General features: G+C 64.1%; 14 protein-coding genes and 1 pseudogene. 8 read left to right on the forward strand and 7 right to left on the reverse strand.

Features of this window, described 5'->3' with window-relative positions:
* Window positions 1–119, forward strand: a pseudogene (locus tag NUU27_RS01865) (xanthine dehydrogenase accessory protein XdhC); the annotation flags it as partial.
* 13 nt (window positions 120–132) lie between these two features.
* On the opposite strand, the gene NUU27_RS01870 reads toward NUU27_RS01865, so the two are convergent.
* Window positions 133–1,053: a LysR family transcriptional regulator gene (locus tag NUU27_RS01870; protein WP_257760347.1), complete on the reverse strand. Its 921-nt coding sequence runs from the start codon at window positions 1,051–1,053 to the stop codon at window positions 133–135.
* A 123-nt stretch (window positions 1,054–1,176) separates the two neighbouring features.
* Here NUU27_RS01870 and NUU27_RS01875 point away from each other — a divergent pair, with 123 nt between their 5' ends.
* The 3 genes from NUU27_RS01875 to NUU27_RS01885 are packed head-to-tail and all read left to right on the forward strand — an operon-like array spanning window position 1,177 to window position 4,996.
* Window positions 1,177–2,391: a urate hydroxylase PuuD gene (locus tag NUU27_RS01875; protein ID WP_257760348.1), complete on the forward strand. Its 1,215-nt coding sequence runs from the start codon at window positions 1,177–1,179 to the stop codon at window positions 2,389–2,391.
* Window positions 2,392–2,394: 3 nt separating this feature from the next.
* Window positions 2,395–3,702, forward strand: a complete 1,308-nt coding sequence (guaD, locus tag NUU27_RS01880) for a guanine deaminase (protein ID WP_257760349.1) — start codon at window positions 2,395–2,397, stop codon at window positions 3,700–3,702.
* A gap of 16 nt (window positions 3,703–3,718) precedes the next feature.
* The gene (locus NUU27_RS01885) at window positions 3,719–4,996 is read left to right on the forward strand and encodes a glycerate kinase (RefSeq protein WP_257760350.1); all 1,278 of its coding nucleotides are present in this window, start codon (window positions 3,719–3,721) and stop codon (window positions 4,994–4,996) included.
* Window positions 4,997–5,041: 45 nt separating this feature from the next.
* Here NUU27_RS01885 and NUU27_RS01890 read toward each other — a convergent pair whose 3' ends face one another.
* The 3 genes from NUU27_RS01890 to NUU27_RS01900 all read right to left on the reverse strand — a co-directional run bounded on the left by NUU27_RS01890 (window position 5,042) and on the right by NUU27_RS01900 (window position 7,931).
* On the reverse strand, window positions 5,042–6,016 hold the full coding sequence (locus NUU27_RS01890; protein WP_257760351.1) for a WD40 repeat domain-containing protein: 975 nt from the start codon (window positions 6,014–6,016) through the stop codon (window positions 5,042–5,044).
* 5 nt (window positions 6,017–6,021) lie between these two features.
* On the reverse strand, window positions 6,022–7,098 hold the full coding sequence (locus NUU27_RS01895) for a GTP-binding protein (protein WP_257760352.1): 1,077 nt from the start codon (window positions 7,096–7,098) through the stop codon (window positions 6,022–6,024).
* 86 nt (window positions 7,099–7,184) lie between these two features.
* Entirely contained in the window at window positions 7,185–7,931 is a 747-nt protein-coding gene (locus NUU27_RS01900) for a creatininase family protein (RefSeq protein ID WP_257760353.1), read from the reverse strand.
* Between the two features lie 192 nt (window positions 7,932–8,123).
* Here NUU27_RS01900 and NUU27_RS01905 point away from each other — a divergent pair, with 192 nt between their 5' ends.
* From NUU27_RS01905 to NUU27_RS01915, 3 genes are all read left to right on the forward strand, one after another.
* The gene (locus tag NUU27_RS01905; protein WP_257760354.1) at window positions 8,124–8,597 is read left to right on the forward strand and encodes a MarR family winged helix-turn-helix transcriptional regulator; all 474 of its coding nucleotides are present in this window, start codon (window positions 8,124–8,126) and stop codon (window positions 8,595–8,597) included.
* Between the two features lie 225 nt (window positions 8,598–8,822).
* Window positions 8,823–9,845: a LacI family DNA-binding transcriptional regulator gene (locus tag NUU27_RS01910; RefSeq protein ID WP_257760447.1), complete on the forward strand. Its 1,023-nt coding sequence runs from the start codon at window positions 8,823–8,825 to the stop codon at window positions 9,843–9,845.
* A 60-nt stretch (window positions 9,846–9,905) separates the two neighbouring features.
* The gene (locus NUU27_RS01915) at window positions 9,906–10,874 is read left to right on the forward strand and encodes a 2-hydroxyacid dehydrogenase (protein ID WP_257760355.1); all 969 of its coding nucleotides are present in this window, start codon (window positions 9,906–9,908) and stop codon (window positions 10,872–10,874) included.
* 20 nt (window positions 10,875–10,894) lie between these two features.
* Here NUU27_RS01915 and NUU27_RS01920 read toward each other — a convergent pair whose 3' ends face one another.
* The gene (locus NUU27_RS01920; RefSeq protein ID WP_257760356.1) at window positions 10,895–11,668 is read right to left on the reverse strand and encodes a gamma-glutamyl-gamma-aminobutyrate hydrolase family protein; all 774 of its coding nucleotides are present in this window, start codon (window positions 11,666–11,668) and stop codon (window positions 10,895–10,897) included.
* A gap of 386 nt (window positions 11,669–12,054) precedes the next feature.
* Between NUU27_RS01920 and NUU27_RS01925 the strand changes: the two genes are divergently transcribed.
* On the forward strand, window positions 12,055–13,143 hold the full coding sequence (locus tag NUU27_RS01925; RefSeq protein WP_257760357.1) for a TRAP transporter substrate-binding protein: 1,089 nt from the start codon (window positions 12,055–12,057) through the stop codon (window positions 13,141–13,143).
* A gap of 73 nt (window positions 13,144–13,216) precedes the next feature.
* On the opposite strand, the gene NUU27_RS01930 is transcribed toward NUU27_RS01925, so the two are convergent.
* On the reverse strand, window positions 13,217–14,605 hold the full coding sequence (locus tag NUU27_RS01930) for a TRAP transporter large permease subunit (protein ID WP_257760358.1): 1,389 nt from the start codon (window positions 14,603–14,605) through the stop codon (window positions 13,217–13,219).
* Window positions 14,605–15,177 (reverse strand): TRAP transporter small permease subunit, encoded by a 573-nt coding sequence (locus NUU27_RS01935; RefSeq protein WP_257760359.1) that lies wholly within the window; start codon window positions 15,175–15,177, stop codon window positions 14,605–14,607. The genes NUU27_RS01930 and NUU27_RS01935 overlap by 1 nt, the downstream gene beginning before the upstream one ends.
* Between the last annotated feature and the right edge of the window lie 301 nt (window positions 15,178–15,478).

Genomic DNA, 15,478 nt, shown 5'->3' on the forward strand with positions numbered 1-15,478 from the left:
ACGAGACGCGGTTCGCGCGGCTCGTCACCCCCATCGGCGGGGAGGGCGTGCGCGACAAGCGTCCTGCCGTGATCGCCGCGCTGGCGGCGGCGGAGATCATGACGGCGCTCAGCCGGTAATCTTCGACCTTTCTCAGCGACTGGCCAGAGTCTCGCCGATCATGCGCTGGCAGCGGCTGGCCATGAAGTCTACCAGAAGGCGCACCTTCGGGTCCTGAAACTTCTTGTGTGGATAGAGGGCGGCGAGCTTGACGGGCACGGGCGGGTTCTGCGGCAGAATGACCTTCAGCCGCTGGTCGCGCAGGAAGGGCTCGATCTCGAATCTGGGCTTGTTGACGATGCCGCGCCCGGCCAGCGCCCAACCGGTGATGACGTCGCCGTCGTCGGAGTCGAAGGGCCCCCGCACCTCGAATTTCTGCGCCCCTTCCGGCGTTTCCAGGATCCAGAAATGCTCGCGCGCGCCCGGAAAGCGCAGCATGAGGCAGTCGTGCTCCTTGTCGATGAGCTCGAATGGCGTTGCCGGTTCGCCGCGCCGTTCGAGATAGGCAGGCGAAGCGGCGAGCACCCGTTCGCAATCCATGATGCCGCGCATGCGGAAGCTCGAATTCTCCAGGATGCCGAGCTTGAAGGCGACGTCGATGCCCTCGCGCATCATGTCGACCTCGTGATCGGACAAGCGGAGGCGGACCTCGATCTCGGGATATTTGTCGCGGAACTCGGGAATGCCGCTGGCGATCAGGCGCTTGCCGATGCCGAGCGGCGCGGTGACCCGGATGGTGCCGCGCGGCTGCCCCGAAAGAGCCGCGACCGATGCCTCCGCCTCGGCCACCGCCTCCAGCACCTTGCGGGCGCCCTCATAGAAGGCGCGGCCCTGCTCGGTGGGGGTCAACTGCCGCGTCGTGCGGTTGAAGAGGCGCACGCCCAGATGCTTTTCCAGCTCTTTCACCCGATTTGATGCGACGGCGGGAGAAAGACGCATGTCGCGCCCGGCCGACGACAGATTGCCGAGCTCGACGACGCGGACGAAGACGGCGATGTTGTCCAGATAGGCCATGCACGCGCTCCTGTTTTCTCCCACATTATTTTCCAGAAAATTTTGAAAGTCATCGTGCTTATCCCTTCTTTCTGTTTATACGGGAGTCCGTAACCTTGGGGCTCCAAGGATGAGGAAGCGGGCATGAATGATTTTGCGGTTCTGTGGGACTGGCTGGCTGCCGGCGTGCGCTGGCTGCATGTGGTGACGGCGATCGCCTGGATCGGGTCGTCGTTCTATTTCATCGCTCTGGATCTGGGGCTGACAAAGCGGCCCGGCCTGCCGGAAGGCGCCTCGGGGGAGGAGTGGCAGGTGCATGGCGGCGGCTTCTACCACATCCAGAAATATCTGGTCGCGCCGGCGGCGATGCCGGAGCACCTGACCTGGTTCAAGTGGGAATCCTATGCCACCTGGCTTTCAGGCTTCGCCCTGCTCGCGGTGGTTTATTATGCAGGGGCGGATCTCTTCCTGATCGACCGCAACGTGCTCGACGTTTCGGCGCCGGTCGCCATCCTGATCTCCGTGGCCTCGATCGGTCTTGGATGGGTGCTCTACGATCTGCTCTGCAAATCTCCGCTCGGCAAGAGCGATACGGGCCTGATGCTGGTGCTCTACGCGATCCTCGTCGTCATGAGCTGGGGCTACACGCAGCTTTTCACCGGGCGCGCGGCCTTCCTGCACTTGGGCGCCTTCACGGCGACGATCATGACCGCGAACGTCTTCCTGATCATCATCCCCAACCAGAAGATCGTCGTGGCCGACCTCATCGCCGGCCGGGCGCCCGACCCCAAGCTTGGGATGCAGGCCAAGCAGCGCTCGCTGCACAACAACTACCTCACGCTGCCGGTCGTCTTCCTGATGCTGTCGAACCACTATCCGCTGGCGTTCGGCACCAAGTTCAACTGGGTGATCGCATCGATCATCTTCATCATGGGCGTCCTGATCCGGCACTATTTCAACACGGTGCACGCGCGCAAGGGCAACCCCCACTGGACCTGGGGAGCGGCGGGCGTGCTGTTCATCATCATCATGTGGCTGTCGACCGTGCCGAAGGTGCTGACGGGCGAGGAGAAGCTGTCGGCTGCCGGCGAAGCCTTCGTCGCGTCCACGCATTTTCCGGCCGTGCGTGATACGGTCATGGGGCGGTGCTCCATGTGCCATGCAGCCGAGCCCGGCTATGAGGGCATCCACTTCGCCCCGAAGGATGTCGTGCTCGACACCGATGCCGCCATTGCCGAGCACGCGCGCGAAATATACCTGCAGGCGGGCCGCAGTCATGCCATGCCGCCCGGAAACGTTTCCGGCATCACGGAAGACGAACGCCGTCTGATCGTTACCTGGTTCGAGGAGGCACGCTAGCGCATGGCCCAGTCACTGATCCGTGGACGCCTGCTGACATTCCACGCCGAGCCGCAGGGGCTCGACGACCACGCCTCCTATTCCTATGAGGAAGACGGCGCGGTGCTGGTGGAAGACGGCATCATCATCGCCCGCGGCAGCTTCGCCGAAGTCTCCGCAAAGGCCGCTTCGGACCATGGTGTGGTCGACCATCGCCCGCATCTCATCGTGCCGGGCTTCATCGACGCGCATGCGCATTTCCCGCAGATGCAGGTGATCGCGAGCTACGGGGCCGAATTGCTCGACTGGCTCAACAACTACACGTTCCCGGAAGAGACCAACTTCCACGACACGCAGCACGGCCGGCGCATCGCGCGGCTGTTCCTCAACGAGATGCTGCGGCACGGCACGACCACGGTCGCCGCCTACTGTTCGGTGCACAAGGAAAGCGCGGAGGCATTTTTCGCCGAGGCCGACAGCCGCAACATGTGCGTTGTCGCCGGCAAGGTGATGATGGACCGCAACGCGCCGCCGATGCTGACGGACACGCCGCAGACCTCTTATGACGACACCAAGGCGCTGATCGCCGCGTGGCACGGAAAGGGGCGGCTGCACTACGCCGTCACGCCGCGCTTTGCGATCACCTCGTCGCCGGAGCAGATGGAGATGGCCGGCGCCCTGATGCGCGAGTTTCCGGATCTGCACATGCAGACGCATCTATCCGAAAACCATGCCGAGATCGCCTACACGCAGGAGCTCTATCCCGATGCGCCCGACTATACGGGCATCTACGAGCATTATGGGCTGCTGGGGCCGAAGGCCCTGCTCGGACATTGCATCCACCTGTCGGAGCGCGAGGCCGATGCGCTCTCCGATACGCGATCGGTCGCGGTCTTCTGCCCGACCTCGAACCTGTTCCTGGGGTCGGGCCTTTTCGACTATCAGCGCTATCGCCGGCGCGGCAAGCCGCTGCGCATCGCCTCGGCAACGGATGTCGGCGGCGGCACGAGCTATTCGATGCTGCGGACGATGGACGAGGGGTACAAGGTCATCGCGCTGAACGGCGAGAAGCTCAATCCGCTCGCTTCCTTCTGGCAGATCACGCGCGGCAACGCCGAGGCGCTGTCGCTGGCCGAACGCGTCGGCACGCTGGAGGTCGGCTCCGATGCGGACCTCGTGGTTCTCGACGCGCGGGCGACGCCGGTGATGGCCCTGCGCATGGAGCGGGTGCAGAGTCTCGCCGAAGAACTTTTTGTGCTACAGACGCTGGCCGACGACCGCGCCATCGTGGAAACCTATGTGGCGGGGGAGGCGGTGAAGAGCAGCTTGTAGGCAAAGGGGGAAACGGGTGGACAGCAGTTTCGACGCGCAGGCATTCTTCAAGAGCTTGTTCAATGCCGCCGTTGCGGCCGCCGATCCAGCCGAATCGATCCGCGATTTCCTGCCACCAAGGTCCAAGGGCCGCACCATCGTCGTGGGAGCGGGCAAGGGAGCTGCCCAGATGGCGCAGGCGCTCGAGGCCGCGTGGGACGGTCCTCTGACCGGGGCGGTGGTCACCCGCTACGGATACGGCGCGCCGACGCGGCAGATCGAGGTCATCGAGGCCGCGCATCCCGTGCCCGATCAGGCAGGTCTTGCCGGGTCGAGACGGCTGCTCGAACTCGTCGAAGGATTGACGGCCGACGATCTCGTCATCGCGCTGGTCTGCGGTGGCGGGTCGGCGCTGTTGCCGGCGCCGGCAGGGCGCCTGACGCTCGAGGATGAGATCGCCGTCAACGAGGCGCTGCTCGCCTCGGGCGCTCCGATCTCGGCCATGAACACGGTGCGCAAGCACATTTCGTCGATCAAGGGCGGCCGGCTGGCCGCCGCCGCCCACCCGGCGCGAGTGGTTTCTCTGATCGTTTCCGATATTCCGGGCGACGATCCGGCGCTCGTCTCCTCCGGTCCCACCGTACCGGATGCGGCGACGCGGCAGGACGCGCTCGATGTCGTTCGCAGCTATGGATTGTCGCTGCCGGATCGCGTCTTGCAGCATCTCGCCTCGGCGGAGGCGGAAGCGCCGAAGCCCGACGATGCCCGTTTTGCGGGAAACGAGGTCCATCTCATCGCGTCGGCCGCCCGGTCCCTGGCGGCGGCGGCAGTGGCCGCGGAACGGCAGGGCGTGCCGGCAGTGATCCTGTCCGACGCCATCGAGGGCGAGGCGCGCGAGGTGGGCAGCGTCCATGCCGCCATCGCCCGCGAGGTCGCGATCCGCGACCAGCCTTTCAAAAAACCCGTCGTGATCCTGTCCGGTGGGGAAACCACCGTCACCATCCGTCGCAAGGGCGGACGGGGCGGCCGCAACACGGAGTTTCTGCTGGCGTTGGCGCTCGGCATCGACGGCGCTGACGGCATCTCGGCCTTTGCCGCCGACACCGACGGCATCGACGGTTCGCAGGACAATGCCGGCGCCTTTGCGGATCACACGAGCATCCGGCGCCTGCGGGCGGCCGGGCACGACCCGAAGGCCCTGCTCGCCGCCCACGACGCATGGGGCGCCTTCGATGTGCTGGGAGATCTTTTCGTTCCCGGACCGACGGGCACGAACGTCAACGATCTGCGCGCCGTTCTGGTGGTGCGATCCTGACAAACGGGTACCATCCGTTTGGGTCAGACTGCTGGTGCGGCGCGTTCAGCCGGCGATGTCGACCACGCCGCTTTCGCCGCTCTCGCTGCCGAAGGCCAGACGGCGGCCGCCCTCATCCCAGGCCATGGCGGTGATCGCTCCCTTGCCGGGGCGGCGTAGAAGGACCTCCTTCTGGTCGGCGAACCGGGCGACGAGGATCATGCCGTCGGCATAGCCTATGGCGGTGATCTCCTCTGCCGGGTGGCAGGAGACCTGCGTGACCATCGTGTCGCCGCGCGTGCCCAGTTCGAGGGGTGCCTTGCCCATCGGCCCGTCCTTGGCCTGGAACGGCCAGACGATCGCCGCCGGCGCTCCGGATGTGGCCAGCCAGCGCCCTTTCACGCTCCAGGAAAAGCTCTTCACCTTTGCCGGATATCCGGCCATGCGCATATGCTTGCCGTCGGCCAGCTTCCATCCATGCAGGGCGTTTTCCTGCATCGTCGTGACCAGGAATTTCCCGTCCGGAGAGAAGGTGATCCCGGTGTGCGCGCCGGCCCATTCGAGCTCGGCCGGCTTGCCTTCCGTTGCGGGAAAATGCAGCGTCGCGCCATTATAGCGCGCAACGGCGAGCCTCATTCCCTTGGGGGCAAAGGCCAAGGCCTCGACGGAGCGGGGATGCTCCAACTCGCGCTGCCGCCCATCGGCGAACCGGACATAGGCGACACGGCCCGAGGCGAAGCCGACGGCCCCCTGCGGGCCGGCGGCGACGCTGGTGATCCATTTGCGCTCGAGGCGGGCGATCTCCTTGACCTCGCCGCCCGGGCCGACCGCCGCCACCTTGCCGTCCTCGCCGCCGGTGATCAGCGAGGTCGCGTCGAGGGACGGGCAGGCGGCAAGCAGGCCATCATGGGCTTCCACCCATTTATGGCCGTGGTCGAGCCTGTGAACCACCCCGTCGGCGAGGGCGAAATGCGGAATGTCGTTCAGCCAGGCGACGGCGATCGCGTGGCCGTCGAGATCAAGCGGCGCAACCGTGGGCATGCGGGTCAGGCCTGGCAGGCTTCGAACGTGCGCTGCAGGCGTTCGGCGTCCAGCTCGCGGCCGATGAAGACGAGCCGCGTTTCGCGCCTTTCGTCGTCCTTCCAGGGCCGCTGATGATCGCCCTCGATGATCATATGCACGCCCTGCACCACGAAACGGTCGGGATCGTCCGCAAACGCGACGATGCCTTTCAGACGGAGGATGTTCGGCCCGTCCATCTGCGTCGTTTTTTCGATCCAGGGGAGGAATTTCTTGGGGTCCATCTCGCCGCCTCGCAACGAAACGGACTTCACCCCTACATCATGGATCGGCGAGGCTTCACCGTGATGATGGTGGTGGTGATGACCATGATGGTCGTGATGATCGTGGTCGCAGTCGGGACCGCAGACATGGTCGTGGTCGTCCTGGTCGAGGAAATGCGGATCGTTGTCGAGCACGCGGCTCAGGTCGAAGGCGCCGCGGTCCAGGACGTCCGACAGCGGAACGCCGGCACGCTCGGCACGCAGGAGCCGGGCCGACGGATTGATGGCGCGGATCGTGGCTTCCACCGTGGCCAGCTCGTCCGGGGTCACCAGATCCGTCTTGTTGACGATCACCACGTCGGCAAAGGCGATCTGGTCCTCGGCTTCGTTCGAATCCTTCAGCCGCAGCGGTAGGTGCTTGGCGTCGACCAGGGCGACCACGGCATCCAGCTTCGTCTTGGCGCGGACATCGTCATCCATGAAGAAGGTCTGGGCCACGGGGGCGGGATCCGCCAGGCCGGTGGTCTCGACGATGATCGCATCGAAGCGGCCGGGCCGGCGCATCAAACCCTCGACGACGCGCACCAGATCGCCGCGCACCGTGCAGCAGACGCAGCCATTGTTCATCTCGTAGATTTCCTCGTCCGATTCGACGATCAGATCGTTGTCGATGCCGATCTCGCCGAATTCGTTGACGATCACGGCATAGCGCTTGCCGTGGTCTTCGGACAGGATGCGGTTCAGAAGCGTTGTCTTGCCTGAGCCGAGATAGCCGGTCAGCACGGTCACCGGAATCTGCGTGACGATCTCGGCAAGCGTCTCAGTCTGCACGTCGGACATGATTTCTCGCAAAAAAAGCTTGGTTCGGTCGCCATCATATAAGGGGTGCGAAGTGCGATTGCACGAGGCTTATGTCTTCCTTGGCATCAACGCGTGAAATGTGCGAGGTCGAACCGGTCGATGTCGGTGAGCAGCTCGATGAAGCCTGTCACCGCGTGGTCGATGATGCGCTCGCCGGCGTCGGCGGTCGCCGCCGCCGCATTGCCGACCACTCCCTCGGGCGCAAGGTCCCGCATCATCCAGCCGAAGGCATGCGGCCCATAGGCGCGCAGGTGCTTGAAGTCGCGCCGGAACCGAGCCTGTGCCGAGCCGAAGTCGCGCGCCTCGTCCATGCTCACGAGGTCCGGCCGCAGGGCCAGCATGACCGAGGTCTCGATGAAGCCGCCATGGATGCCGAGCGCCCGTTCTTCTTCGCTCACGAGGTCCGGCGGATAGCCGAATCGCGTCCAGCTCGTGGCGACCGCGAGCATCGGATAGCGGGATCGTAATTCGGTTGTCACAATAGTCATCAACGGTGAATTGCCACCGTGAGCGTTGAAAAGGACAACCTTTCGTACGCCGGCCTCATACTGGCTTTTGCCGATGTCGATCCAGCGTTCGATCGCCTCCGCAAAGCCCAGGGTCCGCGTTGCGGCGAAATCGGAATGCTCAATTGAATAGCCGGCTTTTTCAACCGGCAGGAAATGGACGTCGAGACCTAAAGGAAGGCTGCGTTTCGCTCTCAGCGCCAAGCCTTCGGCGATGATCCAATCCGTATCAGCCGGCAAATGAGGTCCGTGCTGTTCGGTCGCGCCCAGGGGCAGGACGGAGATGCGGTTTGACGAGAAAGACATGTCTTATGGTGCCTTGATCCAGGAGCCCGCATCGCCGCCGGACGCGGTCTGGAACACAATCGTGGGAGCGTATCGCGTAACCCCTCGCTTACGCAAGGTCAATCTTAGGTTGCAAAGCCGCGCGGCGTGGCTATTTTGATTCATAGGGGACGTTCTATCTAATGGCTGAGGATGTCTAAAGGGGAGTTTTGTATGGCCAAAGCTGTAAGGGGCGCGACGATTGGTTTATTACAGTCGGCGGCCAGGCTTTCACGCACCGCTCTGGCCGAGCGGCTTTTGGCGCATGGATTGTATGCTGGCCAAGACAAGATCATGTTGGCGCTTGCTGTCGAGAACGGACAAACGCCCAGCCAGCTGGCGGCGCTTCTGGGTGTCCGTCCTCCGACCGTCACGAAAACCATCAACCGGCTGACGAGTCAGGGCTTTCTGGAAAAGCGTTTCTCGGAGGATGACGGCCGGCGCGCCTTCATCTTTCTGACCAACAATGGCGAGCAGGCAATCCGCTCGATCGAGAAATCGGTCCGCAAGACGGAGAAGCAGGCGCTGAGAGGCTTCGACAAGAAGGAACACAAGGCGTTGACCCGTCTCCTGAGCAAGGTAGAAGCGAATCTTTCGGGCATTCCCTTCGTCGAGGAAGAGGACGAAAGCGTCGAAGAAGAGGCGTGACATCCTGAGTGTGGCGAGCCGTTGCCGGGGCGCACCCGTGCCCACCGACCCCGTTTTCCCCTGACCTCGTTCTGGCATTGCAGCACCGCATTGCGCCTGTCCAGGCAATCCAAACCCATCGCGCATTGTCGGCCGGGTGGTCCGACGGCTTGACGCGCGATGCGGTTTTGCCGGATATCGGACATTGCGCCGTGCGGCAAATCCGGTGAGCAGGGGAGTTCGGGTCTGGCCCAGAAAATCAAGCTATCGACCATAGCCGAAGCGCTTGGGGTCTCGACGGCAACGGTCTCTCTTGCCCTGCGCGACAGCCCGCTGGTGGCGGACACCACGCGCCAGCGCATCAAGGAGCATGCGCGGGAGATCGGCTATATCTACAATCGGCGGGCCGCCAGCCTGCGCACCTCGCGCTCCGGCATTGTCGGCGTCGTGGTGCACGACATCATGAATCCGTTCTTCGCCGAGATCCTGCGCTCCATCGAGAGCGAGCTCGATCGCTCGCGACAGACCTTCCTGCTGTCCAACCATTACGATCAGCTCGAAAAGCAGCGGACCTTCATCGACACCCTGCTCCAGCTCGGCGCCGACGGGCTCATCATGTCGCCGGCCATCGGAACCCCTGCCCAAGATATCCGGCTGGTGGAAGAAAACGGTCTGCCGGTGGTGCTCATCGCCCGATCGGTGGAAGGCGCGCGCGTCCCGGTCTTCCGCGGCGACGATGCCTACGGCACGGCGCTTGCAACCAATCACCTCATCTCGCTGGGGCACAGCCGCATCGCGATGATCGGCGGCACCGACCAGACCTCGACCGGCCGCGACCGGTACCAGGGCTACGCCGATGCGATGACCAAGGCGGGGTTGGAGATCAAGCCGCAATGGCGCTTTGCCGGGCCGCGGACGAAGCAGGCGGGCTTTGAAGTGGCCGGCGCGTTCCTGGCGCTCAAGGACAAGCCGACGGCCGCCGTGTGCTGGAACGATCTCGTTGCCATCGGTCTGATGAACGGCATCGCCCGTGCCGGTCTGGTGCCGGGTGTCGACATTTCCGTGACCGGTTATGACGATCTCGAGGAGGCGGCGATCGCCACGCCGGCCCTGACCACCGTGTGGAACGGGCAGCGGGAGGTCGGCCGCCGCGCCGCCCGCGTCCTTCTCGACCGCCTGAACGGCGCAGAGGTCAATCCGGCGCAGGAGCTCATCAAGCCCGAACTGCATGTCCGCCAGTCGACGGGCAAACCCGTCGAGCGGCATTGACCGCCGGGGCGCCGAGAGGCAGGACATCCATCATTCCACCTGAAGAAGGGAGACCCGGTCTTGGCTGAGACGAGTGAGATCACCATTCTGGTTCCAGGCAGGCTGCATCCTCATGCGGCAAGGCGCATCGAAGAAAATTTCAGGCTGCAGTGGCTGGACACGGCGGATCCCGCGCTCCTGAGCAACGAGATCGCGAGTGCGGTGAGGGGGCTCGCGGGCATGACGCGCATCGACGCGGCTTTCATCGATGCGCTGCCCAATCTCGAGATCATCGCCAATTTCGGCGTCGGCTACGACGCAGTGGATGCCGCCCATGCGGGGCGCAAGGGTGTCATGGTCACCAACACGCCGGACGTGCTGACGGACGAGGTGGCGGATACGGCGATCGGGCTTCTGCTCAACACGGTGCGCGAATTGCCGCGCGCCGAGGCCTGGCTTCGCGAGGGACGCTGGGAACGCGAAGGCGCCTATCGTTTCTCACGCGGCTCCCTGCGCGGCCGCAGCGTCGGCATTTTCGGCATGGGGCGCATCGGCCAGGCTATCGCCCGCCGTCTCGCCGGCTTCGGCCTGCCGATTGCTTACTACAACCGCCGTCCCGTGGAAGGAGTGCCTTACACCTATCATGGCGACCTGCTTTCGCTGGCGACGGCAGTCGACACGCTGATCTCGGTCGCGCCGGGGGGCGCTGCAACGGAAAAGGCAGTCAACGCACAGGTGCTGCAAGCGCTGGGGCCTGAGGGCGTGTTCGTCAACATCGGCCGTGGCAGCACGGTCGATGAGGAGGCGCTGATCAAGGCCCTGGCCGACGGAACGATATTTGCCGCCGGTCTCGACGTGTTCGCGCACGAGCCGCATGTCCCCGAAGCATTGATCGCGCTGGAGAATGCCTCCCTTCTGCCGCATGTCGGCTCGGCGTCCGTGGCGACACGCCAAGCGATGGCGGACCTCGTGGTCGACAACCTTCTGTCGTGGTTTACCACCAGAAAGCCGATCACGCCGGTCGCCGAGACCGAGCACGTGCGCGGCTGATCACGGCAGTCCGCGGCGGCTTATTCCGCCGCGACGGGCACTCCCCGCCGCTTTGCCGCGTGGGCCCGCACGGCATCGCCAAAAGCGCGAAAGATGCGGGCCGAATCGGGGTCGGTCGCCGCCCAATATTCAGGATGCCACTGGACGCCGACGGCGAATGCCGGGGCGCCCGCGACCGAGACGGCCTCGATCGTGCCGTCATCGGCAATTGCTTCGATCTGCAGGCGAGGGGAGACGGTCGCGATGCCCTGGCGGTGCACGGAGTTCACCTGGATGTCGTCGGTCCCGAAAATCGACGCAAAACAGCCGGATGGCTTGATGCGCACCGGATGGCGGATGGCGAAGCGCTGATCCTGGCTGTCGCTCTCCGGAGCACGATGGTCGAATTTGCCGTCGCCTTCCTGGATCTCGGTCGCCAGCGTGCCGCCCAGCGCGACGTTCAGCTCCTGAATGCCGCGGCAGATCGCCAGCAACGGCACGCCCTTGTCGATGGCTGCGCGTATCAGGGGCAGGGTCGTGGCATCGCGGGCGGTATCGTAGGGACCGTTCTTCTCGCTGGCGTCGCCGCCATAAAGATCCGGATGGACGTTCGACTTGGAGCCGGTCAGGAGGACACCGTCGACCGAGGCGAGCAGGCTGTCCAGATCCAGCCTGTCGCCGAGTGACGGCACCAGAAGGGGCAACACGCCGGCCCCCGACAGGGCCGCTTCAAGATATTGCTGGGGAGCGGCATGCCAGGTGTAGTTCTCGAAATCCTTGGCGTCCGTCGAGACGGCGACGAGAGGTTGTTGCATGTCTTTCTGCTTGCTTTCAAATGGCCCGTTGCGAGGCAATGTAATCATTTCCAATGGTTTTCCAACGTCTCGACGCCGGCGTGCGCTCCGTTTTGCGGCCAGCATCAGTCGGAATCGCGGGTCTGGCGCAAGCGGCCGTTTGCGCAAAAGCCGCCTGGGCGCATTCTACCAAAGTCGCAGGCTAGTGCGCGCACCGGCTTGAATGGCCGGGATTCGGCCATTCACCGGGGTCTCAAAAGCATCCATGGCAGTCTGGACACCTGCGCGACCGCGTGTATTGATACGCGCTCGGATCGCGGGGGTGGTTCGGACCAGTCCCTGCAGGTCAGTCACGTGGCCGTCTTGCGGCCATTTTTTTCGATTGCGATTGTCTCGGGAGGTATTTCATGGATCGCCGATCGTTTATCAAGAAAGCCGGTCTTGCCGGCGCTGGTGCTGCCGCGCTTGCGACGCCGGCCATTGCGCAGGGCAATCAGACCTGGCGCATGGTCACCACCTGGCCGAAAAACTTTCCCGGTCTCGGCGTCGGCGCGCAGCGCCTGGCCGACCGCATCACCGCTGCGTCCGGCGGGCGGCTGACCATTCAGGTCTACGCCGCGGGCGAGCTGGTTCCGCCGCTCCAGTCGCTCGACGCCGTCATCGACGGTTCGGCCGAAATGAGCCACGGCGCCGCCTACTACTGGCAGAACAAGAGCGCCGGCCTGTCCTTCTTCACGGGCGTGCCCTTCGGCATGACCTCGCGCGAGATGGCGGCCTGGGTGCGCTATATGGGCGGCCAGGAAATCTGGGACGAGATCTACGATCAGTTCGGCGTGCAGGGTTTCCTGTCCGGCGATACGGGCACGCAGGCCGGCGGCTGGTTCCGCAACGAGCTGACGGGTCTGGATTCGGTCAAGGGCCTTCGCTTCCGCACCCCCGGCCTCGGCGGCCGCGTGTGGGAGAAGCTCGGCGCCACGGTCACCAACATGGCTGCCGGCGAAATCTTCCAGGCGCTTCAGTCGGGCACGCTCGACGCGGCCGAGTTCGTCGGACCCTACAACGATCTGGCGCTCGGCTTCTATCAGGTCGCCAAGAACTATTATTTCCCGAGCTTTGTCGAGCCTGGCCTCGCCACCGAGCTCGTGGTCAACAAGTCGAAGTACCAGGAACTGCCCTCGGATCTGCAGGCCATCGTCAAGGATGTCTGCCAGGCGGAGTATGATCAGGTGGCGTCGGACTTCTATGCCAACGACCCGCGCGCCTTGAAGACGCTGGTGGACGATCACGGCGTCATCGTCCGTCAGTTCCCGGACGACATCATCGAAGCCGGCGCCAAGGCAGCTGCGGAGATCCTCGGCGAGCTGCGCGATTCCGGCGATGCATTGACCAAGAAGGCGACCGAGAGCTTCATCGAGGCGCTCAACATCGTGCGGACACGCACCGAAGGCACCGACGGCGCCTTCGTGGAAGCGCGCAAGAAGTACTTCTCGATCTGACGCTTCTTCGTCCAGCACAAACGCAAAGCAAGAAGAAAGCCCGGCATCGCCGGGCTTTCTTCGTTTCAGGCGGTCAGTAGATCGCTCTCGGCAGCCAGGTGGCGATCTGCGGGAACATGAACATGATCGCGATGGCCAGGACCTGCAGCAGCACGAAGGGCAGGACGCCCCGGTAGATCATCGAGGTGGACACGGTCGAAGGGGCGACGCCGCGCAGGTAGAACAGGGCGAAGCCGAAGGGCGGGGTGAGGAAGCTCGTCTGCAGGTTCACGCCGACGAGAACGCCCAGCCACACCGGGTCGACATCGAGCGCCAGAAGGATCGGCGCGGTGATCGGGATCACGATGAAGATGATTTCGAACGTGTCGAGGATGAAGCCCAGCAGGAACATGATGAACATGACCAGCGCGACGGCGGCCAAAGTGCCGCCCGGCAGGTTGGCGAGGAACTCGTGAACCAGATTGTCGCCGCCCATCAGACGGAACACGATGGAGAAGACCGAAGCGCCGAACAGGATGATGAACACCATGCAGGTGATGCTGGCGGTTGCGATGGCGGTCTCGCGCAGCACGGAAAAGGACAGGCGCCAGCGGATGCCGGCAAGCACCATCGCGCCGACCGCGCCGACGGACGCGGCCTCCGTGGGCGTGGCGATGCCGCCGAGGATGGAGCCCAGCACGGCCATGATGAGGAGCAAAGGCGGCACCAGCGCGACCAGCACCTCTCGGAGGAGGTGCTGCTTCTGCTCGGGAGCGACCGGCGTTGCCGGGCTGGAGGCCGGATCGAAGATCGCCTTGAGGATGGTCCAGCTCAAATAAAGCCCGACCAGCAGGACGCCCGGCAGCAGGGCGCCGGCGAAAAGATCGCCCACCGACACGGGAACAGGCGCGAAGTTTCCCTTCGACATCTGCACCTGCGCGTTGATGCCCGACAGCATGTCGCCCATGAAGATGAGGACCGTCGACGGCGGGATGATCTGCCCCAGCGTGCCGGAAGCGCAAATGACGCCGGTCGCAAGACGCGGGTCGTAATTGGCGCGCAGCATGGCCGGGAGCGAAATCAGGCCCATCGTCACGACGGTGGCGCCGACGACGCCGGTGGAGGCGGCCAGCAGCGCGCCGACAACGATGACCGACATGCCGAGCCCGCCGCGCAGATTGCCGAACAGCTTGCCCATGGTGAGCAGGAGCTGTTCGGCGATCTTCGAGCGTTCCAGCATCACACCCATGAAGATGAACAGCGGGACCGCGACCAGCACCTCGTTGGTCATGTAGCCGATGTAGCGGTTGGCGAGACTGCCGAAGTTGGAGGGATCGAACACGCCGAACGCCATGCCGACCACGCCGAACATGAGCGATACGCCGGCCAGGGTGAAGGCGACGGGAAAACCCAGCAGCAGGAAGCCGATGATGCCGAAGAACATGAGCCCGGCAAGGAGCTCGCCAATGAGGATCGGATCCATCAGACGCTCGCCTCCGGCAACTCTTCGGTTTGTTCCTGGTAACGCAGCTTCGCCGGCAACAGGTCTTCCCTGCCGGCGAGGACGAGGATCGAGCGCAGCGCCATCGATATGCCCTGCAGGGCGATCAGCAGGGCAAATGCCAGAATGAAGGTCTTCAGCACGAACAGGCCCGGCATGCCGCCGACATTGGCCGACGCCTCATAAATCCGCCAGGAGCGCCTGACGAAGGGCCATCCGTAATAATAGACGATCCAGGAAAAGGGTAACAGGAAGAGGATGACGCCGATCAGATCGACGAGCGCCTTGCGGCGCGTGCTCGCCGGCCGATAGAAGATGTCGACACGCACATGGTCGTTGCGCAGCAGCGCAAAACCGGCGACCGCGGTGAACATCGCCCCGTTCAGCCACACATACAGATCCTGCATCCATACGAAGCTGATCGAGAAGACGTAACGCTGCACGACGACGGTGAAACACACCAGGACGATGGCCAGCGACAGCCATGAGAAGATGTTGCCGATCAGAAGGTTCAACCCGCTGATGAGACGGACGATCAAAGCGATTGCGCGCACGGCTCAGAATCCCTCACCGTCGGCGCGCGCGATGCGCGGCGCATGTTTCTCAGTCATTCTTTGCCCTCTTGCGTTTCCCCTCTTTGGCGGGTGCCCGTTGTGTCCCGAGCTTGCCCACCTTGCCCGTTTCCGGGCGCGTCTGATTAGCAGCTTTATGCGAAGGGCAAAAGCGATGGGGCGCGAAAAGTCGCTTTTTTGCCCGAGTAGCCTAGATGAATGGTGGATGAGCAACGCGTCTGCCCACACCCGTCGCCGAAGGGAGATATACTCGGGTCAGAATCGTTCGCAGGTTCGCCTCTCC

The organism is Nitratireductor sp. ZSWI3 (assembly GCF_024655565.1).
In the GTDB taxonomy this organism is placed as follows: domain Bacteria; phylum Pseudomonadota; class Alphaproteobacteria; order Rhizobiales; family Rhizobiaceae; genus Nitratireductor.